This window comes from Fulvivirga sp. AWR4_260 (assembly GCF_056158185.1).
On record NZ_JBSWSU010000001.1, the window covers coordinates 1,264,481 to 1,291,153 of the forward strand.

Sequence of the window (26,673 nt, forward strand, 5' to 3'; positions counted from 1 at the left end):
CATACCGAAGGAGCAATGAGAAAATGAGCAATTATGGTTATTATGACCATAAAATAATTATACAAAAATACATCATGGGCTGCTAGCAAAGTTCAAAGCTTGCAGTTATACAAAGAAATCACTTCATTCGCTATTGCATAATCGTTGAGATTACAGAGCAAGGAAATTTTATAAACATAAATCAACCTAAACCCAATGTTTATACCCACCCGCCCACTCTCAATTATTTTATGTCCTTAATATGAGGCTCTGGCTTTAACCTGCCGGACACACTTAAATCAGCAATTGGGCTAATCTGTGTAGGTCGAACTTCAGCAATTCGATTTACATAGGTTAGCCTAAAAGTGTGTGCCTTTAACTTTTTCATTATAAACCTAAATAATAGAAATCTAAACCTATGAAACCTATTAAGTTATTATTCATTTTAATGCTCACGCAGTGGCTGCATGCACCTGCGTGGGCTCAAGGAGTAGCCGGGCTTAGCGGAACTTACATCCTTGAAAACAGAAATAGCCGAATGGCCATGGATGTGGCAGAAGGAGGAAACCCAGGTAATGGTACTAATATTTTGCAGTGGCATATGACAGGTAATCCTAATCAGCAATTTAAGTTTTCAGAAGTAAGCCCGGGTGTTTATTCCATTATTTGTGTGGCTACGGGCAAGTCATTAGATGTAGACGCTTTAAGTCAGGATAACTTTGCTAACATTTTGCAATGGGAGTACCTAAATGGGGACAACCAGCATTTTAGAGTGGAAGTGGCTGGTGGTGGTTTTTACAAGCTTAGAGCCATGCACAGTGGTAAAATCATTGAAGTTTTTGATGCCAGTAGAGCCGCAGGAGGAAATATAAGTCAGTTTGAAGATAATGGGCAGGCTTGTGGTCAGTGGAATCTTATTCCTGTTGGTGTAGGAAATAACTCTTGGAGTAGGCAGGTAGAGGCAGAAAGCTTCACTGCTACTTCAGGTGTAAACAGAGAAGCATGCACCGAAGGAGGTGAAAATGTAGTTAATATCTCTACAGGAGCATGGATGGCCTATTCAGGTATCAATATACCTGCTGCGGGTGATTATGTTTTGGAATACCGAGTGGCAAGTGCTGTTGGTGGAGGTGTATTGTCTACCGATTTAAATGCAGGTGCTACTGTTTTAGGTTCTATTGATATTCCCAATACTGGAGGTGGCCAAAACTGGACTACCGTAACCAAAAATGTACACCTGGAGGCTGGTATGTTTAGTTTTGGCTTATTTGCTCAAACGGGTGGTTTTAACATTAACTGGTTTTCTATCAAAAAGGAAGGTGATGGTGCAGGTAAACTGCCTTCAGTTAGAGTGTTTTTAATGGGAGGTCAATCTAATATGGTGGGCTGGAATGGTGGTGCCCCTGAGCTTCCGGAAGCACTGAAGAGAAATCAGACTGTAGATATTAAAGTGTTTGGTCATACTAATACAGGATGGATTCCTGTAAGACCAGGTTTAGGTAGAGATGCGGATAGCTTTGGGCCTGAACTGACTTTTGCCTATGATATGCAAAGGTATTTTCCAGGAGAGAAAATTGCGATTATTAAAGGAGCATGGCCTGCTACTAACCTTTTTAATCAATGGAGGTCGCCCTCATCAGGAAGAAGTGGTGGACAAGGAGATCTTTATGATATTTATGTAAGGCAAGTAAGAGCGGCTCTGGATGAGCTAAGAACAAAGTATGAAAATGTATCTGTGGAAGGCATGTGCTGGATGCAAGGCGAGGATGACTCGAATAATTATGATTTCTCAGTTAATTATGAGTTTAACCTAGGCAACTTAGTAAAGGATTTTAGGAATGATTTTGCGGTGCCTGCCATGCCATTTGTAATAGCCAAAATTGATGCATCGGCTAGTTGGGAAAACCATGTGATTGTGCGACAGGCTGAGGAGAATGTAGCCAAAAGTATGAGCAATGTTTATGTTTTTGAAACTCACGGTTATCCTACAGACTCATGGCATTACTTTAAAGATGGGTATGTAAGAATGGGGGCTGACTTTGCCAGAGTAATGAGTAGCCATTTATGCCCTACTGTAACTGAAGGTATAGCGGTTTTTTATCAAGATTGTAATTATGGCGGCTATGAGAGATTTTTAGGCCCGGGAAGCTATAATTCAGGGCAGCTTACTGCAGCAGGAATAGGGATTAATGAAATCTCAGCATTAAAGGTGCAGAATGGATATAAGGTCACTTTATTCTCGGAAGATAACTTTCAAGGTAGCAGCGTAGAGATTACAGAAGAATCTATTTGTTTATTGAATTTTAATGATCAGGCACAATCGTTGATTATTTCTCCAAATGGAGTTAGTGGGTTAAGCGGCATCTATAGAATCAAAAACAGGTTCAGTAATTTGTACATGGAGCTTTGGGAAGGTAATACTGCCTTAGGGGCTAAATATGTTCAATGGCCTTTTACTGGAAATAACAATCAAGTGTTTAGGTTAGAAGAGGTGGAATCAGGAACATATAAAATCACGAATCTAACTAGTGGCTTAAGTTTAGATGTGGCTAACCTAGAACGAAGAAACGGAATTCAGCTTATTCAATATTCTTATCTCAATCATGATAATCAAAAGTTTATCATAAAAGAGGCTAAAGATGGTTATTATAATCTCATTACAAAAAATAGTGGACTGGCTATTGAAGTGAGCTGGGAGGATTATACTCATGGAGCCAATGTGGTCCAAAGAGGTAATGGTTATGATAATTCTGGTCAGTGGCAGTTGGAGTTTGTTCGTGCATCAGCTTTGAAAAGAGATTTAAACGAAAGCCTATTAGCTACTGAAGAACTGAAATTGTATCCAAACCCGGCACAAAATCAATTAACAATTTCAGGGGTAAAGGATAATACAGCAATAACGGTGTATGAGATTACAGGCAAAGCTGTTTTAGAATCTAAGCTTTTCCATCACAGTATTAATATCAGAGATCTTAACCCTGGCTTATACATTGTTAAAGTAGAAGGTGAAGAAAAGATACTTAAATTTATAAAAGAATAGCACTAAAAAGGTGAGCTTGCTCACCTTTTATTGTTCTAGAGCGGAGTGAGAAATGTGAATATTGCATGCAGGAAGTAAACCTATATTTGTTTTGATGAAGTATATGTTTACTTTAGCATTTATTGAAGAATTAGTTTTGATAAAATATTTATTTTTCATAATTAGAGCTCAATTTTTGATTCCCCATGCAGCAAAGAACAACCAGCCAAACCATTGACCCTCCGGTTAGTGTAAGAAATAATACGCGAAGAGTAGCTTCGTTAGATAACCCCTTATTAAGAAGTGCAGATGCACCTACTTTTGCAGAAGTAACGGGTAGTAGTTATACTGTTAAATCTGGAGATACTTTGAAGTCAGTAGCAGAGGCGCATGGTATCACTCCAGAGCAGTTGAGGCTGGCTAATCCTACAGCGGTCAAATATTATAGAAAAACCGATGGAAGTGGTGTTTTAGCTGGTTTCGATATAAATCAACAGATCATTATTCCGCGAGCGGCAGTACAAGAGCAGCAAACGGCATCAGAAAATGAGTCAGGAAAGGTAAATGCTGCTACTTCAGCAGATGAAGCGACTTCAGTTGCTGAAAAGAACCCTGAAATTAATGCTGCACCAACAACTGGAACAGCTCCTACCCCTCAGGCTGCACAGGTTGAAGAAAACTTAGATACAGAAGAGGAAATTACGGCAGAAGAGGTTACTACAGTTAAAGTAGAAGAGGCAATTGAAGGAACTGATAATGCCGAAAGTGCTGGTACTGCTAAACCTGAAAAACGTAGCCTATTAGAAGAATTTGAGACATCCGGAGCAGGGATCACTGCTTCTCAGGATGGTACCGGGTTAAAAGGAGTAGAGGCTTCAGAAGCTATGGCTAAAGCTGATTTGGCCAGAATGAAGGATACAGTGGCCGTATTTAAAGAGGTGGCAGCTGAATTTGATATCCCAGCTTCAGTGTTAGCGGCCATTGCCAGCCGTGAGTCAAGAGGCGGTAAGCATCTGACAGATGAAGGGTATGGTAAATCTGATAGTAATGGGTATGGAATAATGCAAGTTGATGTAAGGCATCATTCTAATGCCTCGGATGGTGGAGCAAATAGCAAAGAACATATTCGCAATGCCGCGCAAATATTGGCAGATTTTAGAGACATCATAAAGAAAAAGTTTCCCGATTGGACTGCGGCTCAACAATTACGAGGAGCTATTGCCTCTTACAATTTTGGATCTAAAAACGTACAGACTTGGGGAGGTATTGATAAAGGAACTACAGGAGATGATTATAGTTCTGATGTTTGGGCACGAGCCAGATATTATGAAGGTCTAGAGGATTTTGGAGGAGATGGAACGGCACTAAAAGTATCTAGTAGTCCATCATCTGCAAAAAAGGACTCAGCCTCAACAAATAAAAAAGTGATTAAATCAGGTCCTTATTTAACCAGCTCCGTTGGTAAGTCAAGTAAAAAATATGCCCCTGAATTAATTAACTATGTTAAAGATGTTAGAACTGTTCAAGCAAAGCTTTTAGAGTTAGGTTTGCTTAGTGAATCTGATGTGAATAAAGAATTACCAGTTATAGCTGCAGAGTTAAACACATTGGAGTCTATAGGGCCAGTACTATTAGGAGATCAAAAATCTGCTGCTAATGAAGAAAAGAAAGATGATAGTACAAGCAATGTAGAGTCATCTAAGCCTGATCAGGCTAAGTCAGAGGGAGCAACAGTTGACGTTACACCTAATAATAATGTAACGGAAGATAAATTGGAGGCTACTATAGCGGCCATAGTTAAGTTTCAGCAAAAGGTAATGTATGGCACTGCTGATGGTAGAATAGACCCTAATGGAGGTACCATCAAAAATTTAATGAGTGCAACTCCTGATTATGTAACAAAGAGATTAGCTGGTTACGATGCGCACGTGGATAAGCTGAAACGAGAGAAAGAAGAGGCGGAAGCTAAAAAGAAAGCCGCAGCTGAAAAGGAAAGAAAAGAGGCGGAAAAGAAAGCAGCAGCTAAAAAAGCAGAAGAGGCAAAAATCAAAGCATTAACCGAAGCGTCATCAAGCGAAAGTAATATAGAAAAAATCTACGAGCAATATGGTGATGATATGCGTGATCTCGGTCGTGAAATGAGAAAATACGCACCATACAACCCTTCACTGGTTTTGGGTATGTTTGACCACCTGAGTTATTTAAATGCATACAAAAGAGATAATTTAGCTTTTAATATCATATCAAACGAAACTAATTTAGCAGCGTACGATAAATCTTTGCTGGAAAGAATGGCCTATGAGCTCAATGATTTCAGCATGAGCGAAGAAGAGAAAAAACAGCTGAAGAGAGTAAATGAAGTTATTGCAGGTAAAGGGGAGAAGAAGGAAGAAGTAAAAAAAGATGTGGGGGGGCAAAAGGAACTTGATAAACAGAAAGCTAAGAATTCAGCAGGTAGTTTAAAAGAATTTAAAATAAAAGGTAGTGTAGGAAAAGGGGGTGTCAATAATATTTCAGATGTTATTATCATTCAAGATTTTTTGATAGCATTCAAATATTTGGATGCTAATACAGAAGAGGTAACGAATGTGAAAAAACAAAATGGATCAAATGGGACTATTTCAGAAGATAAATTAAAACTTACTATCGAGGCCATTAAAAAATTTCAAAAATATGGTGCGACTAAGGCTTCTAATGGAGGGATATGGAAAGGGGATGGAAATATTGGAGTTGCAGGTGAAACCGCTGTTACAATGAAAGCTTTGATGGAAGCATATAATTTGGTGGAAGATCAAAGTAGACTTAATCAAGAAATGAGTGTATTAACAGACGCACAATGGAAAAGCCAATTTAGGTGGGGAGCTAATTTTAAGAATGGACAAGATGATCAAGAGAAAAAGTATGTTGAATATGTTAAATCTTTGACAGGATTGAATGACCCAGCAGATCTACACTCTGCATCTTCTGAACATATCAAGAAAGTAAAAGAAAAGTATGGTGCTAATAAATGGTTTGATAATGATGAGTTAAAAACTCATGCCATAAAAATGAATCAAAAGGCTCGCAAATATAAACCTAATGATGTTTGTTGTTTTGATACTTCGAAGTTGATGCTATCGTTTACAGGAGCTACTGAAGGGGGGCCAAGTAAAAAAATTCAAACTTTTATTGAAGAATCGTCAAAAGGAGAGTTTACGAATCAATCTGATCTAGCTATAAAGTATATAGATAATCAATTGAAATCAGGAAAGGCTGTAATGGTTGGAATTGATAAAGGAAAGGTTAGGTCTATAAACGAAACAGTAACTGACCATTTCATAATTATCACGGGGAAATATAAGGATAATGATAAGTGGTATTATTACTACATGGATCCTGGAACAAGGTGGGAGAATAAAGGGAATAATAAAGAGACTAATAGATTATATATTGACGGTAACAAGGTTGCTCATGGAAAAAATACGTTATCGCAAGTTAGAATAAATGAATAATTATGATTAAGAAACAAATGATTATTGTAGGCCTATTTCTGTCAGCTTTTTTGAGTTGTAAGCCTTCTAAAGATATGAATCACACTATAACCTATCATGGCGAGCCACAGGAGTTTTTATTTATTTTTAAAGCATTTTGTGTAGAGACTTACGATAGTAACTTCAAAAAAATTAGAACCGAATGTTTTAAGGATGGGACTAAAGCAGATTTGTTGGGAAGTATTGAGTTTAAGTATAATAACGCTGGAGAGTTATTGCAAATAATGCAGTATTCTAAATCATTATCTGCGGATACCATAAAATTTGAATCTACGGATCATCAGGTATTTAAATGCTCTAACGAAAATGTGCATAGAGTATTTGAATATGATAATGATGGCAATCTAGTGAAAGTTGATAATGGTGAAACTGCTGATTTATATAAGAACTTTAAAAAGTTTGACTATAAGAGTGGTGAGTTGGTGAAGTCTTTGAAATATCTAGCAGATGCAGAGATTGAAGTGGAGATGAAATCTTATTTTGATTATAAACTAAAAGATGGAATCTGGATATCACGCCAATATTATAGTTATACTGATGAGTTTGATGATGACGATTATCAAAGTGCAGCAGAAATTTTAAATACTCTTCCTAGTGAAGCTGAAGGCGTAGCTTTAATGGAAGAGCGTAAGTTGATTCAATAGTAAATATTCTTTTCAATGAAAATATACGCTCAAAAAAGTGGCTTACTTAAGCTGGCCGTTATATGTTTTTTTGTGTCATGTTCTGGTGGTTCTTCCAATGAAAGCAAGGTTGGAGCGCTACAGGAAGTAGAAACTTCTACTGAATCTGAGATAAATGAAAGTGCAACGGAAATCACCTGCTACACTATAGATCCTTGGCAAGAGAGTTTATTGAGTAAGGAAAAGAAATCTGTTAAAGATTATTATTTATTGCTTCCCAAAGCCATATTTTATTGTGAGCCTGATGATGTTTTCACTGATGATGAAGGCGCCAGGAGTGACTGGATAGAAAAAGAAAACTTGCCTAATGGTTATATAGAAACAAAAAGTATGCAGGTAGCTTTGTTTGTAGATAAAGTTGCAGGCGGGAAATATATAGGCTTTCAAAGAGGTAAATCTGGTATGGGCACAACTTGTGGTGGGGTGAGTGAATTTTTTCAATTCAACGAACAAGAAAAGTGTTGGGAGGTTGTAACAGATCAATTATTGCCAGATAAAGCTGCTTTAGATAAAGCGATAAACGATTATCAAAAGTCAAATAGCTTTGATATGGTTGCTCCTTATTTTGTGTTGCCAGAACACGGCACTATGTTAATTATACGTGATGAGGAAAATCAACAAGATATTTTAATGTTAAAATGGAACGGATCAAAATTCAATTTTTAATAATTAATACATGAAATTCATAAACTCTATATACTGTTGTTTCGGGCTGTTTGTTTTTATGCTATTGTTGTCATGCGGGGGAGAAAGTAATAAGGAGACTTCTGAAAACACTTGGCTTTTTAATATCAATAAGGTTTTGGAAACCTCCAAAAGTTCTAGGCTTAAGGAAGTCGATGCTTGGGGAAAATGGGTGTTAGAAGTAGATATACCAACGGATGCTTTTGAAAACTATGAATCTTATGTAGATGAAATGAATGTTGAGGTTTCATTAAATCCCGAGCAAGAGGTGCTTATTAAAGAAAATGGAACTGGCGGTGGAGATGCTGAATTTAAATATTATAACCTTAGTGATGACAGAGTTTTGGTTTTGTCAAAATACTCAACTCCAGAAAGTACGGATGAGAATTTAACTGTTTATAAAGTTAATGGTGACGTAGCCTCAATCGATGAAACTTTAAGTGAAGAATTTAATGTTCAGAAAATTATTAAGTTGAATGACTCTGAAAATCAATTACTACAAAGTATTAGTTCCTACTATAATACTAGTTATCAGTATCGGGCTCAATCACAAATAATCGAACTGACATATATTAAAGCACCTTTAAAAAAATGTGAGGAGCCTTCTGCTGAGTGCGAATTGTTAAAGAAGTTGCTGTCTCAAAAAATGGCGCTGAAATGGAACGGCTCACACTTTGTGGTAGATTGATGAGATAAATTCCTATTTTGTAGTCCAGATGATTCCTGTGTTTTCTAAACTAAGCACAATTTCGGGCACAGCTGTTTGAGCTTTGCTATGAATGTCATGAAACAAAATCGCGCCTCTTCGCCACAAAAGCATTAAAGTAATTACACGATCACTTACTTGAGTAGCCTGTATTTTAGCGTTCCAGTCTTGTGAGTCGATGTTCCATAAAATCACTTCATCACCTTTGGATTCAACATATTCCGAAATATTTGACGAACGCTGACCATAAGGAGGCCTAAATAAAACTTGCTTTTCTTTAGGCCAAATGGCTTGAATTAAGCTATGGGTTTTGTCAATAGACGTTTTCCAGTCTTCATATTTAGGGTGAGCCTGATGTACCCATCCATGAGAGCTTATTTCCATTTGCTCATATAAACTTTTTACCGCGTTGGTGTTAGTGGAGTTGATGCGCTTTTCTAGTCGTTCTCCTAAAACAAAAAAACGGGCAGGTAAATTATGAGTATGAAGTATGTTAATTAGTTTGTCGGTATTGCCCCCTTTGGCTGTAGGGCCATCATCAAAAGTTAATTCGAAGTGTAAGTCTTTAAATTCAAATCCTGTGATTTCGTGTGGGTTTAAAGGCAATATTTCACTGGTAATCCGAGGAAATAATGCGGCTAATCGCATTTGTTCATAAACATAACTTTTATAAAACGCCTGCGAGTTTTTCCACCATGTTTTTAATTCATCAGGAATGTTGGTGTTTATCGATGGTAGCCTGCTGGCTAAAATAGGCCAGGTAATGGTTTTGGAGAGTTCTACAAAATCATGTTCGGATGAAGTGTTGATCGCATTTAAATTCTCTAACAACCTTTTTTTAGTCACTTCCCTCCATTGTAGTAGGCTTTGTGTGTTGACAGATTTCAGGCCCAGAAATTCTTTTAGAGCGGCCTCATCTTTAATATTGGCATATAGTTGATAGGCAGTAACAAAAGATAAGATCTCCATTTTAGATGCAAAATTGAAGCTTGGAGCATCGTTGATTTTGTAGGGCCATGTAGACCTGTCTATAACCGCTACTTTTTCAGGGCCCCCAGCATAGCAGTTTATAGAGGCCAAGATTAATAGTAGCAATAACAATACTGAGCAATTATTTTTATGATGCATTGGTTCTGAGATGATGTATTGAAGCCGAACTTAAGCTAATAAGTTCGAAAATCAGCAACAGGGGATAAAAATCTAATTTTTTATGGAATGTCAGCCGCTTGTTTGTAAAGATGTTATTGGTTACGATGAAATTTTTGAAAAGCTCAATCTGTTTTAAAACCGTTCTACCTCCCTAACTTATCCTTCATCCGTTGTATCCCATTATCATAGGCAGAGTGTTCACGGAGCGCCCTTGCCGATTGGTAATTGTTAAATGCATCGCTCCACTGTCCTTTGTTCTCATATATTTTGCCTATGTTATAGTAAGAGCTGGCTTTTATGGTATTGATGTGTGACCCATGTGCTAAATCTATGGCCTTTCTATTTGCCCAGATAGCTTCAGCTTCTCTATTTAGCTTTTGAAAAGACAGACCTAAATTGCTATAAGCTTGCCCATTGTTACCATCTAACTCAATAGCTTGCTAATAATATTCTACCGATAGCTCCAAATTACCATTGTGGTAAGCTTCTTCTCCTTTGCGGTTTAAGGTTTTACTATTTTGAATATCATTAGTAGTGTAAGCGGTAGGGCTATATCTAGTAATACCGTTATTTAAGTATTCCTCTAGTTTGGCTCCTGTCATGTCTGCATTAACATTATGGAAATTATTAATATCATTAAATGCACCAGCTTCGTCTATGGAAAATACAACCCAGAAATTCCCTGGTTTGTTTTTTGGTGCCAAATATGTTTTTATCAAGGTGTTTCCGATGTATACAAACACTTTAGCATTACTTGTTGCAGATAAACTTTTAGAACCAACTATACGTTCGCTGGTATAGTCGTGTACCGCATAAAAGTATTTTTTCCCTTGTTCTTTTTTGTCTATAGTAATGGTTTCTGGGCCGTATCCATCTGTATCATCTACATCTAGGTGAGCATCTTTACCTTGTTGGTGAACAAATGATACGTGATTTTTTTCGAAAGATAAATGTGCATCCAAGTCTTTTGGAGTATTATTCCAGCTAAGCACAATCCTAAGGCCATCTAAATTATTCATGGTAGGGCTTATAGCATAAGTGAGGCCATTTATAGGTCCTTTGGTTACAAGTGAGGAGAAGCCAGCTTTTTTAATAATAACCGTTACACTTTCATCATCTGTGCCTCCAAAAGGCGATGGTATATTTATTTTTCCATTAGCGTCCGTAGTAGCAGTGACCGAGGTTTCGCCATTTTTTTGAAAAATTACTTGAGCACCAGCCACAGCCTTGTCTTTGATAATGGCGTTGAGTACTTGCAGCTGAGTATTTTGTGCTTTAGCTACATTGAAAAATATCAGGAATATCACTACTGTCAATATTCCTGATTTGCTTAAAAAATCATTCATATGTTTTATTATAAATTTATAATGATTTAAAAATATAAAATAAAACATGAATAATTATGGAATTAGTTAATTACTTTATTCCGTGGAGAGTTTCAACTTTTTCTCTAAAGCTTGCTCTGTTGTTTAATGCAGGGAAAGCTTCACTTGGAGGGGTAACTTTTAAAAAGTTGCACAAAGGCTCCCAGCCCTCACTTACTTCGTAAATTAATAGCTGATGGCTAGGCACATAAGATTTTACTTCTTCTATATGTTGGTTAAACAGCGAGATAGCAAATTCTCTGTCTTCAAACTGATTATTAAACTGCCCCTGCCATATACTCAAGGCATTGTAATCGAATACATTTTGTAGTGGTTCACCCTTTTTTACATCTGTTTTAGGTCCGTGCAACTTGTGCACGTTATAAATCGTTTTGATAGCACTTTCATACCATTTGTTTGCATCTCTTACTGTTAATATCACCTTTGCCTCAGGGTAAGTTTTAAGTATATCCTTATAATAAAGACACCCTGGGTAATCGGCTGTGGATTGATAACCCTCGAATAATTTGGGCCAATCTGTGCTGCCGTTGGCTTCAGCTTCGGTCCAATATTTTAAATCGTCAGGGTTTTCTATCAATTCTTGCATATGATAGCATTTGCCAAAATCTAGCATTTCTAATGCTTCCTTTAAGGTGCGTGTACCAGTGCGACCAAGCCCTACGCCTATTACTTGTATTGACATAATATATCGGTTAAGTGATGATTAGTTGTGTTATAATCACTGCATAAAACAGTAACCATAATATAAAATTAGGAGAGCAAAACCATTTGAAATAAGGGATGTAACAATAGCGTTTTATAAGTGTAGATAATTTTTAACGCCAATGATTTATTAAAGTCTTAGCTTTTCTAAATCAGACTTTTATTTTATGGTAGGAAAATACACTTATTATTACCTATACTTTGATACGTAAAATGTGCATGTAAGGAATGAAAAAATATGGATGCAGGAAAAGAAATGGGGTGCTTATCCCCATTAAAATTCTTTCATCCATTCGTAAAAATGGTAATGATCTCCATTCATGCCTATTGCATTATATACCTTTTGAGCAGGTAGGTTGGTTTTTTCTACGTAAAGCCTAAGGCCCATTAAAGAGTCTTCGGTTTTAACCATTTCTTGCAGATAAGCATACATCTTTTTGAAAATGCCTTTCCCTCTATGTTCACTTTCTACAAAAACGGACTGTATCCATAGTACGGTGCCGTTTCTCCATTCGCTCCATTCGTAGGTTACTAGCAGGCATGCTATTACATCTCCATTTTCTTTGGCTACGTAATACTTACCTTTGCTGGGGTCATCAAATACCGCTTTTATGCCAGATGTAAGCACCTGCTCATCAAGTTTTAGCTCTTCAGTTTGCCAAGCCATTTCCATTTGGTAGGCTTTTATTTTTTCTAAATCGGTTGGTTGTGCAGCTATAATTTCCATAAGGTTAAATATAAAGGAATATAATAGTTGTGAAAACGAAACGATTATGCGTTTTTCTTATTTAGGTTTAATTTTCAGAAGCTTTTGCTTTAATATTGTTGAAACACAGGTGTAGAGCTTTTAACAGCAATAGAAAATGTACGATATAGTAATAATAGGGGCTGGCCCCATAGGATTGGCATGTGGTATAGAGGCTAAAAAAGCCGGATTGAATTATACTATCATTGATAAAGGCTGCCTTGTCAACTCTATATATAATTACCCTTTAGGAATGACTTTCTTCTCTACTTCTGAAAAATTAGAGATAGGAGGAGTACCATTTATTTCACATTTTAGTAAGCCTAATCGGTTTGAGGCATTAGAATATTTTCGCAGGGTAGCCTTGAGTTGGGAGCTTAACCTTAAGCTTTATGAGCAGGTAAAAGATGCTACAAAGCAAGATGGGGTGTTTAGTATAAAGACTTCCAAAGGAGAGTATAAAGCTAAGGCTATTATTTTGGCTACAGGTTTTTATGACATTCCTTATATGATGGGTGTGCCAGGAGAGGAGTTGCCAAAAGTTAAGCACTATTATGATGAGCCACACCCATATTTTGGGCAGAAAATAATAGTAGTTGGAGCGGCCAATTCTGCCGTAGATGTAGCTTTGGAAACTTACCGCAAAGGCGCAGAAGTAACTATGGTCATTAGAGAGGATGTAATAAGAGACTCTGTTAAGTATTGGGTTAAGCCCGATATTGAAAACAGGATTGAAGAAGGAGCAATAAAGTCATACTTTAATTCTACCATTGCCGCAATTAGGCCGCATGAAGTGGATATAAATACTCCGGATGGTATTGAAACTATAGCCAATGATTTTGTTTTGGCCATGACAGGTTATAAACCTAATTTTTCGTTGATGGAGCAGTTTGGGATAGAGTTTGAAAGTGATGCAATGCATACTCCTAAATATGATAACCAAACACAAGAGACGAATGTGGAGAACCTTTACTTGGCAGGTGTAGTATGTGGAGGGTTAAAAACCAATAAGTGGTTTATAGAGAATAGCCGGGTGCATGCAGAGGTAATAGTAAATGATTTTGTGAAGAAGAATAAATAATTAAAAAGGCGACCATTTGGTCGCCTTTTTAATTTATCAAAGGTTTTTATTTATTCCTGTTTCCATAAATAGGGAACGAGCCGAAAGTGCCTACTTTCATTTCTCCGCTAAATTTGTCGCCATCGATGATAATGGTAGTTTCTACCTTTACCGGCCCGTTGACGTCTATTGAAAAATCAAAGGTCAATACATTACCTTCTAAGCTAACATTGTTAAGAGTCGTTTCTTTTTTAGACTCGCTGTTAGTCATGGTGCCATTGTATTTTTTGCGCTTTTTACCTATGCTCAAAGTTCCTTTTCCATTGCCTTGAGGCGTTTCGGTGGTATAGTTCCATTCTCCTTCGGCCTCAGCTTTAGCGCTTTTATTTGCTTTTGTTTTAAAGTCTTCAAAGCGTGAGGCTGTTTTTGCTCTAGGGAAGGTGTTATCTTCAGTATTAGTATCACCTGTTAATGCTTCAGGGTCTATTTCAATGTTAGTAACTTCTTTGTCGAAGCTAAATACTTTAGTCACTTCACTTTCATTCATTCTCCAGATCTCTGCAGGAATTTTCTCGGTGGTTTTACTACCATCTTTAAAAGTGAATTCTATGATTAGTGGAGATACTAAACCACCTTCATTTTTGAATGATAATTGATAGAAATTCTTGTCAGCCATACCTTGCATAACTTTCTTATCATCTACTCGGTTTTGGAATTCTCCATAGTATCTTTCATCCGTATCAATTAATGAGAATGGCTCAGGACCATTGCTGAAATCCATCATTTCATTCTCTTCTGACTGCAAATCGCCTTTGCTTACATTTTTACCCTTGTTTTCAATGTCGCCTTGCTCATTTCTTAACCTGAACCACTTTACATCGGTAAGGTTAACATCTACATGATCTACAGAGTAGAACCAGCCTCTCCAGAACCAGTCTAAATCTACAGCCGAAGCATCTTCCATACTTCTGAAGAAGTCAGCAGGTTTTGGGTGTTTAAACATCCAACGGTTAGAGTATTCTTTAAACGCAGCATCAAATAATTCTGGTCCCATTACTACTTCTCTGAGTACAGTTAATGCTGCAGAAGGTTTTCCGTAAGCATTGTATCCAAACTGAGGTATTTGCTCAGAGTTAGTCATTATAGGTCTGATGTTTTTAGTATCGCCTTTCATGTATCTGATTACACTTTTTGGTGTTCCCCACACTAAGTCTAAATCAGGGTATCTTATTCTTTTTGTTTCTTTTTCTAAGAAAGTGTTTAAGCCTTCGTCCATCCAAGTCCATTGTCTCTCATCAGAGTTAACAATCATAGGGAAGTAGTTGTGTCCTACTTCGTGCACTATTACACTTACGGTTCCGTCAATAAGTCTTTCTGATATTTCACCGTTTCTAGGGCGACCATAATTGAAGCAAATCATTGGGTATTCCATACCTTGGTTAGCAGCGTTTACTGATATGGCTACCGGGTAAGGATAATCAAAAGTACGCTCAGAGTAAATTTCTAAAGTATTTTTGATGGCTTTGGTAGACTCGTCAGCCCAAAGAGGGTTACCTTCTTTAGGGTAGAATGACATAGCCAAAGGAGAACTTTCGTGAAGTTTTACTGCTTGTGCATCCCAGATGTATTTTCTAGACGAGGCAAAAGCAAAGTCTCTTACATTATCAGCCTTAAACGTCCATGTTTTAGTTTTTGAAGCTTTAGTTTTTTCATTGGCCTTAGCCTCATCTTCTGTTACAATAAATACAGGCTTGTCATAAGTTTTTTTAGCCTTTTGTAAACGATCGTACTGTGTAGAAGATAAAACTTGTTTGGCATTTTCTAATACGCCTGTAGCAGCTACAATATGATCTTCAGGAACTGTAATGTTTACGTTAAAGTCTCCGAAAGCCAAAGCAAATTCACCTCTTCCGATAAATTGTTTGTTTTGCCATCCTTCATAATCATCATAAACGGCCATTCTAGGGTACCACTGAGCACAAGTGTATGCGTAGTTATCATCTTCAGGGAAATATTCATAACCCCCACGGCCGCCAATTTTCATGCGGTCATAAATGTTATAAGACCATTCTATGCTGAAGGTAAAAGTATCACCTGATTTTAAAGTCTCAGGTAAGTCTACCCTCATCATGGTGCGGTTGATGGTGTGGCTAAGTGCCTTGCCGGAACCATCTTTTACAGACTTAATGTTGTAGCCGCCTTCGTAATCAGGGCTACCCATTTGTGAGTTAAAAAGTTTTGTAGGTATAGAGTCTCTAATGCCTCTGGTGTTGGTTTGGTCATCTAAGTTACCTTTGGCTCTTACGTTTTGATCTAACTGCACCCATAGGTAAGAAAGGTTGTCGGGAGAGTTATTATGATATTTTATGGTTTCCGAACCTGTTAAAACCTGTGTTTTATCATTGATAGTTACATCGATATTATAATCGGCTTGTTGTTGCCAGTATTTAGCGCCAGGGGCACCAGAGCCTGTGCGGTAGGTGTTAGGCGTTGGCAGTTGCTGACCTAGTTGCTCGAATTTTTGCCCCCATCCTTCCTGCGCCTGAGAATACCCGGCAGCCAGTAAAAGAAAGGCATTCAATAAGATTGTCTTTTTCATACGTAAACTTGTTTCTACTCATGGTGAAATGCAATGAGTTATGCATTCATTAGCATTCTAAAATATTGAATATTTCTAATGTAAAAATAAAGATTCTGAAATATTTAACAGCGGCTATTACATTACCATATTAATTATAGCCATAAGTGGCTTATACGGTAGATCAATAAAAAAGCCCGACATATAATGCCGGGCTTTTAAGTGTTGTTACAAATAATAATTACTTGTTTTTGAATTCTTCAAATTTAGATGGTACGTGCTGCTTAGGGAAAACATTGTTTTCTACATCAGTATCGGCCGTTTCTAAATCAGGATCGAGCTGAATGTTAGTTACTTCTTTTTCAAAAGCGAATACTTTAGCTGTTTTCTCTTCATTCATTCTCCATATTTCAGCAGGTATTTGCTCTTTAGTTTTTGTGCCATCTTTGAATGTGAATTCAACTATAACAGGCATTACTAAACCACCTTTGTTAGAGAATGTGATTTGGTAGAAGTTTTTACCTTCAAAGTTTTTCATGATGGCTTTGTCATCTACCTTATTCATAAACTCACCGTAGTATCTTGGGTCAGTTTCTATCAAAGAAAACTCCTCAGGTCCGTTGCTAAAGTCTGTAGCTTCAGTATCTGCCTTTTTCGCTTTTAAGTCTCCTTTCTTGACTTTTTTACCTTTGTTTTCGATGTTGTTTTCTTCAGATCTTAAAGTAAACCATTTTACATCATCAACACTGATATCAACATGGTCTACAGAGTAGAACCAACCTCTCCAGTACCAATCTAAATCTATAGCAGAGGCATCTTCCATACTTCTGAAGAAGTCAGCAGGCTTAGGGTGTTTAAACGCCCATCTTGTGGCATATTCTTTGAAAGATTTGTCGAATAACTCAGGCCCCATTACTGTTTCTCTTAATATGCTTAATGCAGTGGCTGGTTTAGCGTAAGCATTGTTTCCAAACTGCACAATTTGCTCAGAGTTAGTCATAATAGGACGGATGAATTTTGTGTCACCCTTCATATAATCAGTAATATTACTTGCTGGACCTCTTCTAGAAGGGAAGTTGTCATACTTTTCTTGCTCAGTACGGTACTGCACAAAAGTATTAAGTCCTTCGTCCATCCATGTCCATTGTCTCTCGTCAGAGTTGATGATCATAGGGAAGAAGTTGTGACCTACTTCATGAATTACCACACCAATCATTCTATATTTTAACTGATCAGAATATGTGCCATCAGGGTTAGGACGACCAAAGTTGAAACAGATCATAGGGTACTCCATACCAATAGATGCTGCGTGCACAGAAATAGCTTTAGGATATGGGTAGTCAATAGTATATTTAGAGTACGTCTCTAAAGTGTTTTTTACTGCCTTAGTAGATTCTTTTTCCCAAAGAGGATTACCTTCTTTAGAGTAGTAAGACATGGCTAAAGGAGTTTTGTCTCCAATTTTAACTGCCTGAGCATCCCAAATGAATTTTCTTGAAGTAGCAAATGCCACATCTCTTACATTTTCGGCTTTAAAGTGCCAAGTAGATTTTTTTGTAGACTTTGACTTTTCTCTTGCTTCAGCTTCTTCTTGGGTAGCGATGATTACTGGTTTGTCAAATGATTTTTTAGCTTTTTCAAACTTCTCTATTTGTCCTTTAGTAAGCACATCTTTCGCATTTTGCAAAGTACCTGTAGCTGCTACAATATGGTCTGCAGGTACAGTAATTTCCATGTCAAAATCACCAAACTCTAAAGTAAACTCTCCTCTACCTAAAAATTGCTTGTTTTGCCATCCTTCAAAATCGTCATAAACGGCTAATCTTGGATAAAACTGTGCTATGGTATAAATGTAGTTGTCTTCTTCAGGGAAGTATTCTAATCCACTTCTTCCTCCGTCAAACATTCTGTCATTAATGTTGTAAGACCATTCTATGTGGAAGTTATAAGATTCCCCAGACTTAAGTGCTTCTGGAAGATCCACCCTCATCATAGTTTGGTTGATGGTGTAGTTTAAAGCTTTGCCAGAGGCATCAGTTACTTTAGCTACTTTAAAGCCACCTTCATAGTCACTAACATTAAATGCTTGAGCCGCAAATTTGGCAGGAATTGAGTCCTGAATAGCGGTAGGAGTTACTTTTGGGGTGTTACTATCTTTAGCTCTAACATTTTGGTCAAGCTGCACCCATAAGTAAGTTAAGTTATCAGGTGAGTTATTGATATATTCAATATCTTCTTTACCAGTAATGCTTTGGTTATTATCGTTAAGTTCTACAGCTATGTCATAGTTTACTTGCTGTTGCCAGTAGGCATGTCCGGGAGCACCGGAACCCGTACGGTATTCGTTCGGAGTAGGAAGCTCTGGGCCTAGCTGTTCAAATTTCCCTTTCCATGGTTGATCCTGAGCCATAGAAACCTGAAAAGCCATAAGCGCCATGAAGCCCAATGTTAATCTCTTCATCATGTATGAGTTTAATTACCAAAATTTAGTTTCAATCATTAAAATTAAAGCAATACCAGCCACAGCAGAAGAAATGACAATGCGCCAGTCTCTTCGTTGCACATGGAAGATATCTACCAATATAAAACTTATAATAAGAAAAATGCTGACAATAATAATCTGCCCTACTTCTAAACCAAGGTTGAAGGATAGAAGTTGAGTAACGATGTTAGCATTCTTACCTAGCAGGCTTTTTAAATAATTTGAAAAGCCTAACCCGTGAATTAAGCCAAAAAATAGTGCAAGTAGGTAATTTGTCTGAACCTTTTTCGTATTATATGGTCTTTCTTTTTTTAGAATATTATTAAATGCCGTAAGAAATATTGTAACGGGGATTAAAAATTCGATTACAGCGCTGTCAAAATGTACGTAGTTGAGAGCTGATAAGGCCAATGTAAGAGAATGCCCCAAGGTGAAGGCCGTAACTAAAATTAGAACTTTGCGCCATTCATGTAATAGATATACCGAGCAAAGGGCTATTACAAACAAGATATGGTCATATCCGTTTACATCTAATATATGTTCTAAACCTAGCTCAAAATACAATTGAAATTCCGACATATTATAAGTATTGTTAAAAGGTTCAAGTTTAGGCTATATTTGTGAAAATTGACAAAACATTTATATCAATGTTAAAGTATTTAATGTCAGTGGTGTTATTCACCTTAACATCTTTCATGCACCCCATGCATGTAAGCGTTTGCGAAATTAACTTTAATCAGACTAACCATTCGCTAGAGGTTACGCATCATATTTTTTTAGATGACCTTGAATTAACTTTACGCTCTGAGCTCAATGAAAAATATTTGGACATACTGAAGCCGGGTAATGGCAGAACTGCAGATGACTTAATTGATGGCTACTTGAAACAGCACCTCAAGTTTACTGTAAATGGTAAAGAAGTTAATGCTAAATATTTAGGGCACGAAGTGGAAGATGCTGCCATTTATGCTTATTTAGAAATTTCAGGTGTAAAAAAGCTAGAGTCCATCAGGCTGTTTAACGATGTGCTTACCGATACTTATGAAGACCAAGTGAACTTGGTGCATGTAGAAATAGATGATAATATCAGAAGCATGAAATTTTCTAAAGATAATAAAATAGATCAGCTAACATATTAGCTCTTGTGGCTCAACGGGATCTTAGCGTATTGATCCCAGCTTTTTCCATTGTGTTTTAATAGCACAATACTATTTACTTCAAAATCACGGTCATATCTTTTGATTGAGAACTCTTGCCAAGCTTCGGGGAAAACCGCTTTTTTTAAATCTCTAAAAGCTAAAGTGAGGTGGGGATGAAACCCAAAATCTTTGTAGTCTGCATTAAATATATTTAACTGTTGTTTAAAATGCAGGTGTATATTGCTGTTTAAGGACCTCAAGGTACCATTGTTAACAACATCCATATAAATTACCCTAGGAGGAAATGCTGCAAAATTTCTGAGTTGAAGCCTAAAGGTGTTGAAATCAGAACAGCTTGATTTTATGGCCTGTAAAATTAAATTTTCCTTGTCTTCGCGCCATTTGAAAGGCATATGTAATGTAATGTGAGGAGGAGAGTTTAATGCAGCCTTAGCGTTAAACTTATTGGCAAAGTACTGCTTAAAATTAAGTGCATCAGTATATATTGGTTCTGTAGGTACAATGGCAACGAAATATAACTTCTTCTCTTTCATGTAAAAAAACAGGCCTTTGCTATTCGCAAAGGCCTTTATTATTATAAATTTTCTAAAATCCAGTTGGTCATCATTGTAAATAAATGAGGTCTAGCATTGTCTCTAAATATTCCGTGTGCTCTGTCAGGGTAATAAAATGAATCGAACTGCTTTCCATTTTTAATTAAAGCACTTTGTAGTGCTGCTGCATTTTGGAAATGTACATTGTCATCACCTGTACCATGTACTAATAAGAAATTGCCTTCTAATTCACCAGCATGTGTGGTGGGCGAATTGTCGTCATAGCCAGAGGCGTTATTTTGAGGAGTATCCATATACCTTTCTGTGTATATGGTATCGTAAAATCTCCAGTTGGTAACAGGAGCTACTGCTATTCCCGCTTTAAATACGTCATGACCTTTAAATAGAGTTAATGAAGACATATAGCCTCCGTAGCTCCATCCCCATATTCCAAGCCTGCTCTCATCTACATAGGGTAAAGAGCCAAAGTATTTGGCTGCCGCAATATGATCTTCAGACTCATATTTACCTAATTGCTTGTAAGTCATTTTTTTAAATTCGGCTCCTCTACCTCCAGTTCCTCGAGTGTCCACAACGGCTATAATGTATCCTTTTTGAGTTAGTAACTGGTGCCAGTAAAATTGACCACCTCCCCAGCTGTTGAATACATTTTGAGAACCAGGGCCACTGTATTGATAAATAAGAAGTGGGTACTTTTTTGATGCGTCAAAGTTTGCTGGCTTTAGTACATAAGCATTTAAAGGTGTGCCATCAGCTCCTTTTACAGTCATAAACTCTTTAGGAACTAAATTGTAATCAGCTATTCTATCTTTAAACTCTTGGTTATCTTCCAGTACTTTTACTTTTTTATTGCCTTTGGTTTTGTATAGCGTTACCGTTAAAGGCTGGCTTGCATTAGAGTAATAATCTATATAATAAGAGTTGTCATTACTCATGTTAATGCTATGTACACCTTTATCAGGAGTGAGTAATTTTTTGTTTTTACCATTAGCATCTATAGCATAAAAGTATTTTTCCATAGATGAGCCTTCGTTAGAAGTATAATATATTACTGGCTTCTTGCTGCTTTCGTCTACGCCCACTAGCGAGCCTACTTCCCAGTTTCCATTTGTAATGGCATTTATTTCTTTTCCATTTAAAGCGAATAAATAGAGGTGCTTAAAGCCACTTTTCTCACTAGCGAAAATGAAGTGCTTGCCATCTTTTAAATAATAAAGCTCGTCAATAAAGTCTATGTCAGTATAGGTGTCATACTTCTCAGTATATATTTGCTTCACCTCTCCGCTACCCATGTTTACGTGCAGTATATCAATTTTATTTTGTAAACGGTTAAGTCTAATCAGTGATAAGATTTGAGGGTCACGAGTATTTTTTATTCTTGCGATATAGAATTCTTTATCGTCTCCTTTAAGGTTTACACTTTCTGAGGTTTTATTATCTAAGCTATAGATAAAACCTTCAACGGTACTGTTTACTTCTCCAGCTTTTGGATATTTAAATCTGTAATCTTCTGGGTAAAGCTGGCCATTGTGCCATACCTGCATATTATATTCTTTTACATTACTTTCATTAAAAGATAGAAAGAATATGTTTTTACTATCGCCAGACCACTTAAAAGCCTGAGTGAGGGAAAGTTCTTCTTCATACACCCAGTCGGTGCTACCATTGATGATGTGGTTAAATTTTCCGTTAGTTGTAACCTGCACTTCTTTCATGGTAGTGAGGTTGGTATAAAACAGGTTGTTTTCTCTAACAAAAGCTACTTTTTTACCATCAGGGGAAAGTGTGGCGTAGGACTGTTTGCCGTTTTTAGAAAGCTCAGTTAGTTTTTTTGTTTTGAAGTCGTAAATGTAAAAATTGGCTTTGTAGGATCTTCGGTATATACTTTCACGCTCCGTTTGCAAGAGGGCCTTATTCATACCATCGTTAAAACTGTAGTCATTAATGGAGATAGCCGGTTGTAGTGTGCTGCCATCTAATATGGTTTCTACAGCTTCTCCGCTGGCCACATCATATTTAATAATGTCATTATCTTTTAGTGCGCTGTAGTACTGCCCGTCAGGCATCCAGTCTATGCCTCTAACACTTTTTGGGTAGAAAATACCTTTGGCGTATATATCTTCTACTGTAATTTCTTTTTGTGCGTGGAGTACATGGCTCATGCTCAGTGTGAGTAAAATGAATATCCAATTTCTCATTATTCAATATTTTATAGTATCAATTGGCTAAAATAATGAAATTGAATTAGCAATGGCCGACCGTTTAAATAAAGGACATTAAAAAAGGCATCCGTATGGATGCCTTTTACTAATCTATGTACTTATTTAATCAACCTTAAATTCTTATCCGTTGCTTTGAAATGTAATCGGTAATTCCAATTTCATTTTTACATTCTCATTACCTTGCTTGGCCGGAGTCCATTTCCAATGTGTATTTTTTACGGCAGCTACCGCAGCATTGTCTAACTGGTTCATGAAATTTTTGTCTTTAGTATAATACATACCCTCCATGGCTTGCACATCGCTAATGTACCCGTTCTCATTTACTATAAATTCTACTATAACTGTACCCTTCACATCATTGTCCAATGCTTCTTCAGGAAATTCTATGTTGTTTTTTACAGCTTTATAATAAGCATTATATCCTTTTTTAGGTTGCGCAGGTACTTCTACATTTTTATTGTATTCACTTTTTGAAAGCTCTTGATTCGCGTAGTTAGACTCCACAAAGCTTACAAATTTATTGAGGTCATCTTCGTCATTCACCTGATCCATTTTGGTCTTATAATCCCCCTTAATGGTAGCCACTTTGCCATCTTCAGTTTGAATGTACGTGTACTCCATGTTAGGATGCTTCTCAGTGAAATCTTTAATGTCAGCATTATTATTTTCATCATCTAAAGAAGCGAAATTAGCTTCTGTGTCAGGAGTAATTGTAGAAGACATTGCTGTAGTATCTTCTGTACTTTCTTCGTCAGAATGCTTGGGAGAATCACAGCCCACTACAAATATTAAGAAGGCAAGTGCACCAATCATTAATACCGCGTAGAAGTTAATGTCAAAATTATTTTCCTTATGATTTACCATAATATTAGTTATTGATTCAATTAGTGCAGTGTAAATATTGAACCAAACTTTGAAACCCTGAAAAATGAATAATTTTCAATATTTCAATAAGGCGATGCTAAAAATGGTGTGGAATTAATTACTCGTTATGAGAATTGTTTCAGCGTTAACTTGACTTGGGAGAGGTATCCGCCTCCGAATAAATTTACATGTACCAGCAATGGATATAGGTTGTATATGTCGCAGCGTAGCTTCCACCCTTCATGCATAGGCATGATTTCGTTGTATATATTATAAAATTTTTCGGAGAAGCCTCCAAAAAGAAGCGTCATGGCTATGTCTACCTCTCTATGAGCAAAGGACACTGCAGGATCAATTAAGGTTGGAGCTCCATCTTCATTACACATTACATTACCTCCCCATAAGTCTCCATGGACGAGCGCAGGTTTTTCAAAGGTTAAAATATTAGAAAGCCTCTTAAATAAAAGCTCGAAATCTTGTAGGGTGCTTTTCGGTATTCTGTTTTGCCTATTGGCTATTTCCAGTTGAGGTAATATTCTTTGAGTTATAAAGAAATCTACCCATGATTCCATTTGAGCGTTTCGCTGGGGCAAGGAGCCCATATAGTTGTTGTGATCTAGTCCGTAAAAGTTGTTTGTTGTTTGGTGAATTTTAGCCAACCCTTCGGCCAACATTTGATCATGATCAGGCGCTTTGTGACCTTGCTTAATGTTTTCTAGTAATAGGCATGAGTATGATTCTCCTTCGTAGCAACCCACAACTTTAGGTAGTGGTAAAGCTTCGGTGAGCGAGAGCAATTGAAGTCCTTTAGCCTCTACACTAAACATTTTCGGAAGCCCTTTAGCAGTATTCCATTTAATAAAATACGAGCCTGATGGTGTTTGTATAGTGCCTCCATTATTAATGCATCCGCCAGATGCTGCTAAAAAACTTTCAGGTTTACCAACTGTGCGGATGCAGTATGCTGCTATTTCATTAGGTATATTATTGTGTGGCATTTAAGGTTTTATCCAAGTCGCTTATTAAGTCATCTACATTTTCAATACCAACAGATAACCGCAATAATTGATCTGAAATACCTACCTTTTCTCTTTGAGCTTTAGATATTTTAGAGTGTGATGTAAGCGCGGGACATGTAATGGTGCTTTCTACCCCGCCTAGGCTCATTGCCGGTTTGATTAGTTTCAGTTGCTGCACAAATAAGTTGGGGTCACATTTTACTTCAAATGATAGCATTCCTCCAAAGCCATGCATTTGCCTACTTGCTAATTCGTAGTCAGGGTGTGATTTGAGACCAGGGTAAAATACTTTGCCTACTAAAGAATGGCTTTCTAAAAATTCACTGATTAGCTGGGCGTTTTTATTTTGTTGATTTACCCTCAAATCAAGTGTTTTTAAACTTCGCTCTAATAAATAACAAGTCTGTGGCTCTAAGCTGCCTCCAAAATGAATGGCTGCTTCCCACATATTCTGAAACAATGTTTCTGAAGTAATAATAAAACCACAACTGATATCGCTGTGCCCAGCTAAGTACTTTGTTCCACTATGAATTACTATGTCTATTCCTAAATCTATAGGGTTTTGATTAATAGGTGAAGCAAAAGTATTATCTATTAATGTGAATATATTTTTTGATTGGGCCAGGTCAGCAATGCCTCTAATGTCAATTATTTTTAATAATGGATTAGAAGGTGTTTCTATATAAATGGCTTTAGTATTATCCTTTATCGCTTTGGCATAATCTTCAACCTTCATGCTATCTACCAAAGTATATTCAATGCCAAATTTGGTCAATTCGGTAGTAATGGCGTGGTGAGTGCCTCCATAAAGGTCATTCTGAAATATGGCATGGTCACCTTGCTTTAAAATGGCAAATAGAGCAGTGCTTACTGCGGCCATTCCTGAACTGAACACTATTCCTTTTTCTCCATTTTCTAGTGCAGCTACTTTTTCAGATACTACCTGTTGGTTAGGGGTATTGAAATAGCGAGGGTAAGCATGATAGTCTACATCTAGGTAGTCATATGCTGTGGAAGTATAAATAGGAGAGTTTACCCCTTTCGTTTTTGGGTCATAAATTCCGCCAGTATGCACACATTGGGTGGCCTTATTTTTAGTTTTCATTGTTTATTTCCATTTTATGACTTTGCCATGCTTTTGGATATTGATATAGTCAGGTATCGAATCCAAGATTTCAGTATGTAATGCCTCAACCAGCTTACGCTTTAAGTAGCTTCTATGCATTACTAAGCTTACTTCCCTTACAGGTTTAGGGTCTTCGAAGTGGCGCAGTTTAGCTTTGCTGGTTTTATCAAAGTCTAAAGTTGCTAACTCTGGCAATAAGGTAAGCCCACCATGTTTATCCACTATTTTTTTTAATGCCTCTAGCGAACCGCTTTCATATTTAAATCGAGAATCTTTCTGTTCATACTTTTGGCACAAATTCATGACCTGATCTCTAAAACAATGTCCCTCATTAAGTAGCCAAACTTCGTTAGAAGGTAAATTATTGATATCTATATATTCTAAATCGTAAAAAGTACTTCTATGAGATACGTAGCCGTAAAATTCTTCGTAGAATATCGGTTTTGTAATAAGACCTGGGTCATTATAAGGTGTAACAATTAAAGCAATATCCAGAAGTTCATTTTTTAATCTTTTAATGATATCTTCTGTTTTTAGCTCTTCAATTTTAACATTTACATGAGGGTACTTGTCAATAAAACTATTAATAAATAGGGGCAGAATGTATGGAGCCAGTGTAGGTATAATGCCAATACTTAAATTACCCGCAATTTCGCCTTTTTCTTCAGCTACCAGTTCATGTATTTTTTTAGACTCACTTACGGTAATTCTTGCTTGGGCAATAATTCTTTTGCCTAAATCAGTAGGCACAACAGGTTGCTTACTTCTATCAAAAACAATGACACCCAGCTGTTCTTCTAATTTTTGAATTTGCATACTCAAGGTAGGCTGTGTTACAAAGCAAGCTTCAGCAGCTTTACCAAAATGTCTGAAATTGTCTACTGCAATAATATATTCTAGTTGAATTAGAGTCATGGGATAATGTTTGATGCCAAAATAACTAATTATTCACTAAATCAGAGGGTAAGAAATTATAGCATTTGCAAAAAACTGGATAAACGGTATCTGTTTTGCCAATACCACTTA

Annotated in this window: 20 protein-coding genes; 7 read left to right on the forward strand and 13 right to left on the reverse strand. The window is 36.9% G+C overall.

Annotated elements, in window-relative coordinates; genetic code table 11:
- Window positions 1-397: 397 nt before the first annotated feature.
- The 5 genes from ACXACQ_RS05330 to ACXACQ_RS05350 all read left to right on the forward strand — a co-directional run bounded on the left by ACXACQ_RS05330 (window position 398) and on the right by ACXACQ_RS05350 (window position 8,583).
- Window positions 398-3,019: an RICIN domain-containing protein gene (locus tag ACXACQ_RS05330; RefSeq protein WP_474974897.1), complete on the forward strand. Its 2,622-nt coding sequence runs from the start codon at window positions 398-400 to the stop codon at window positions 3,017-3,019.
- A gap of 185 nt (window positions 3,020-3,204) precedes the next feature.
- Window positions 3,205-6,489 (forward strand): LysM peptidoglycan-binding domain-containing protein, encoded by a 3,285-nt coding sequence (locus ACXACQ_RS05335; RefSeq protein WP_474974898.1) that lies wholly within the window; start codon window positions 3,205-3,207, stop codon window positions 6,487-6,489.
- 2 nt (window positions 6,490-6,491) lie between these two features.
- On the forward strand, window positions 6,492-7,172 hold the full coding sequence (locus tag ACXACQ_RS05340; RefSeq protein WP_474974899.1) for a hypothetical protein: 681 nt from the start codon (window positions 6,492-6,494) through the stop codon (window positions 7,170-7,172).
- Between the two features lie 15 nt (window positions 7,173-7,187).
- Window positions 7,188-7,877 carry a hypothetical protein gene (locus ACXACQ_RS05345; RefSeq protein ID WP_474974900.1) on the forward strand — a complete coding sequence of 230 codons (690 nt, stop codon included), beginning with the start codon at window positions 7,188-7,190 and terminating at the stop codon, window positions 7,875-7,877.
- Between the two features lie 10 nt (window positions 7,878-7,887).
- Window positions 7,888-8,583, forward strand: coding sequence for a hypothetical protein (locus ACXACQ_RS05350; protein ID WP_474974901.1), 696 nt, complete (start codon window positions 7,888-7,890; stop codon window positions 8,581-8,583).
- Window positions 8,584-8,595: 12 nt separating this feature from the next.
- Here ACXACQ_RS05350 and ACXACQ_RS05355 read toward each other — a convergent pair whose 3' ends face one another.
- The 4 genes from ACXACQ_RS05355 to ACXACQ_RS05370 all read right to left on the reverse strand — a co-directional run bounded on the left by ACXACQ_RS05355 (window position 8,596) and on the right by ACXACQ_RS05370 (window position 12,564).
- A complete protein-coding gene (locus ACXACQ_RS05355) occupies window positions 8,596-9,681 on the reverse strand; it encodes a polysaccharide deacetylase family protein (protein ID WP_474974902.1) in 1,086 nt (361 codons plus the stop codon).
- A 509-nt stretch (window positions 9,682-10,190) separates the two neighbouring features.
- Window positions 10,191-11,096, reverse strand: coding sequence for a YfaP family protein (locus tag ACXACQ_RS05360; RefSeq protein WP_474974903.1), 906 nt, complete (start codon window positions 11,094-11,096; stop codon window positions 10,191-10,193).
- A 70-nt stretch (window positions 11,097-11,166) separates the two neighbouring features.
- On the reverse strand, window positions 11,167-11,817 hold the full coding sequence (locus ACXACQ_RS05365) for a sulfotransferase family protein (RefSeq protein WP_474974904.1): 651 nt from the start codon (window positions 11,815-11,817) through the stop codon (window positions 11,167-11,169).
- A 294-nt stretch (window positions 11,818-12,111) separates the two neighbouring features.
- A complete protein-coding gene (locus tag ACXACQ_RS05370) occupies window positions 12,112-12,564 on the reverse strand; it encodes a GNAT family N-acetyltransferase (RefSeq protein WP_474974905.1) in 453 nt (150 codons plus the stop codon).
- A 136-nt stretch (window positions 12,565-12,700) separates the two neighbouring features.
- Between ACXACQ_RS05370 and ACXACQ_RS05375 the strand changes: the two genes are divergently transcribed.
- Window positions 12,701-13,663, forward strand: coding sequence for a YpdA family putative bacillithiol disulfide reductase (locus ACXACQ_RS05375; protein ID WP_474974906.1), 963 nt, complete (start codon window positions 12,701-12,703; stop codon window positions 13,661-13,663).
- Between the two features lie 46 nt (window positions 13,664-13,709).
- Here the strand turns inward: ACXACQ_RS05375 and ACXACQ_RS05380 are convergent, their stop codons facing one another.
- From ACXACQ_RS05380 to ACXACQ_RS05390, 3 genes are all read right to left on the reverse strand, one after another.
- On the reverse strand, window positions 13,710-16,241 hold the full coding sequence (locus ACXACQ_RS05380; protein ID WP_474974907.1) for a M1 family metallopeptidase: 2,532 nt from the start codon (window positions 16,239-16,241) through the stop codon (window positions 13,710-13,712).
- A 220-nt stretch (window positions 16,242-16,461) separates the two neighbouring features.
- Window positions 16,462-18,684 carry a M1 family metallopeptidase gene (locus ACXACQ_RS05385; protein ID WP_474974908.1) on the reverse strand — a complete coding sequence of 741 codons (2,223 nt, stop codon included), beginning with the start codon at window positions 18,682-18,684 and terminating at the stop codon, window positions 16,462-16,464.
- 12 nt (window positions 18,685-18,696) lie between these two features.
- Complete coding sequence (locus ACXACQ_RS05390) at window positions 18,697-19,281, reverse strand: HupE/UreJ family protein (RefSeq protein ID WP_474974909.1); 585 nt, start codon at window positions 19,279-19,281, stop codon at window positions 18,697-18,699.
- Window positions 19,282-19,349: 68 nt separating this feature from the next.
- On the opposite strand from ACXACQ_RS05390, the gene ACXACQ_RS05395 reads away from it, so the two are divergent.
- Window positions 19,350-19,841, forward strand: a complete 492-nt coding sequence (locus ACXACQ_RS05395; RefSeq protein WP_474974910.1) for a DUF6702 family protein — start codon at window positions 19,350-19,352, stop codon at window positions 19,839-19,841.
- On the opposite strand, the gene ACXACQ_RS05400 is transcribed toward ACXACQ_RS05395, so the two are convergent.
- The 6 genes from ACXACQ_RS05400 to ACXACQ_RS05425 form a co-directional block, all read right to left on the reverse strand.
- On the reverse strand, window positions 19,838-20,395 hold the full coding sequence (locus ACXACQ_RS05400; RefSeq protein WP_474974911.1) for a 2'-5' RNA ligase family protein: 558 nt from the start codon (window positions 20,393-20,395) through the stop codon (window positions 19,838-19,840). The genes ACXACQ_RS05395 and ACXACQ_RS05400 overlap by 4 nt on opposite strands.
- Window positions 20,396-20,436: 41 nt before the next feature.
- Complete coding sequence (locus tag ACXACQ_RS05405) at window positions 20,437-22,614, reverse strand: S9 family peptidase (RefSeq protein WP_474974912.1); 2,178 nt, start codon at window positions 22,612-22,614, stop codon at window positions 20,437-20,439.
- Window positions 22,615-22,758: 144 nt separating this feature from the next.
- A complete protein-coding gene (locus ACXACQ_RS05410; RefSeq protein WP_474974913.1) occupies window positions 22,759-23,502 on the reverse strand; it encodes an energy transducer TonB in 744 nt (247 codons plus the stop codon).
- A gap of 125 nt (window positions 23,503-23,627) precedes the next feature.
- Window positions 23,628-24,500: a fructosamine kinase family protein gene (locus ACXACQ_RS05415; RefSeq protein ID WP_474974914.1), complete on the reverse strand. Its 873-nt coding sequence runs from the start codon at window positions 24,498-24,500 to the stop codon at window positions 23,628-23,630.
- A complete protein-coding gene (locus tag ACXACQ_RS05420) occupies window positions 24,487-25,626 on the reverse strand; it encodes a trans-sulfuration enzyme family protein (RefSeq protein ID WP_474974915.1) in 1,140 nt (379 codons plus the stop codon). The genes ACXACQ_RS05415 and ACXACQ_RS05420 overlap by 14 nt, the downstream gene beginning before the upstream one ends.
- A 3-nt stretch (window positions 25,627-25,629) precedes the next feature.
- Complete coding sequence (locus tag ACXACQ_RS05425; RefSeq protein WP_474974916.1) at window positions 25,630-26,562, reverse strand: LysR substrate-binding domain-containing protein; 933 nt, start codon at window positions 26,560-26,562, stop codon at window positions 25,630-25,632.
- Window positions 26,563-26,673 lie beyond the last annotated feature (111 nt).

Coding starts and splice junctions, on each gene's coding strand:
- ACXACQ_RS05410 (WP_474974913.1), bottom strand. CDS start 23,502: ATGGTAAATCATAAGGAAAATAATTTTGACATTAACTTCTACGCGGTA.
- ACXACQ_RS05375 (WP_474974906.1), top strand. CDS start 12,701: ATGTACGATATAGTAATAATAGGGGCTGGCCCCATAGGATTGGCATGT.
- ACXACQ_RS05340 (WP_474974899.1), top strand. CDS start 6,492: ATGATTAAGAAACAAATGATTATTGTAGGCCTATTTCTGTCAGCTTTT.
- ACXACQ_RS05390 (WP_474974909.1), bottom strand. CDS start 19,281: ATGTCGGAATTTCAATTGTATTTTGAGCTAGGTTTAGAACATATATTA.
- ACXACQ_RS05365 (WP_474974904.1), bottom strand. CDS start 11,817: ATGTCAATACAAGTAATAGGCGTAGGGCTTGGTCGCACTGGTACACGC.
- ACXACQ_RS05360 (WP_474974903.1), bottom strand. CDS start 11,096: ATGAATGATTTTTTAAGCAAATCAGGAATATTGACAGTAGTGATATTC.
- ACXACQ_RS05405 (WP_474974912.1), bottom strand. CDS start 22,614: ATGAGAAATTGGATATTCATTTTACTCACACTGAGCATGAGCCATGTA.
- ACXACQ_RS05335 (WP_474974898.1), top strand. CDS start 3,205: ATGCAGCAAAGAACAACCAGCCAAACCATTGACCCTCCGGTTAGTGTA.
- ACXACQ_RS05380 (WP_474974907.1), bottom strand. CDS start 16,241: ATGAAAAAGACAATCTTATTGAATGCCTTTCTTTTACTGGCTGCCGGG.
- ACXACQ_RS05350 (WP_474974901.1), top strand. CDS start 7,888: ATGAAATTCATAAACTCTATATACTGTTGTTTCGGGCTGTTTGTTTTT.
- ACXACQ_RS05425 (WP_474974916.1), bottom strand. CDS start 26,562: ATGACTCTAATTCAACTAGAATATATTATTGCAGTAGACAATTTCAGA.
- ACXACQ_RS05400 (WP_474974911.1), bottom strand. CDS start 20,395: ATGAAAGAGAAGAAGTTATATTTCGTTGCCATTGTACCTACAGAACCA.
- ACXACQ_RS05345 (WP_474974900.1), top strand. CDS start 7,188: ATGAAAATATACGCTCAAAAAAGTGGCTTACTTAAGCTGGCCGTTATA.
- ACXACQ_RS05385 (WP_474974908.1), bottom strand. CDS start 18,684: ATGATGAAGAGATTAACATTGGGCTTCATGGCGCTTATGGCTTTTCAG.
- ACXACQ_RS05330 (WP_474974897.1), top strand. CDS start 398: ATGAAACCTATTAAGTTATTATTCATTTTAATGCTCACGCAGTGGCTG.
- ACXACQ_RS05370 (WP_474974905.1), bottom strand. CDS start 12,564: ATGGAAATTATAGCTGCACAACCAACCGATTTAGAAAAAATAAAAGCC.
- ACXACQ_RS05415 (WP_474974914.1), bottom strand. CDS start 24,500: ATGCCACACAATAATATACCTAATGAAATAGCAGCATACTGCATCCGC.
- ACXACQ_RS05395 (WP_474974910.1), top strand. CDS start 19,350: ATGTTAAAGTATTTAATGTCAGTGGTGTTATTCACCTTAACATCTTTC.
- ACXACQ_RS05420 (WP_474974915.1), bottom strand. CDS start 25,626: ATGAAAACTAAAAATAAGGCCACCCAATGTGTGCATACTGGCGGAATT.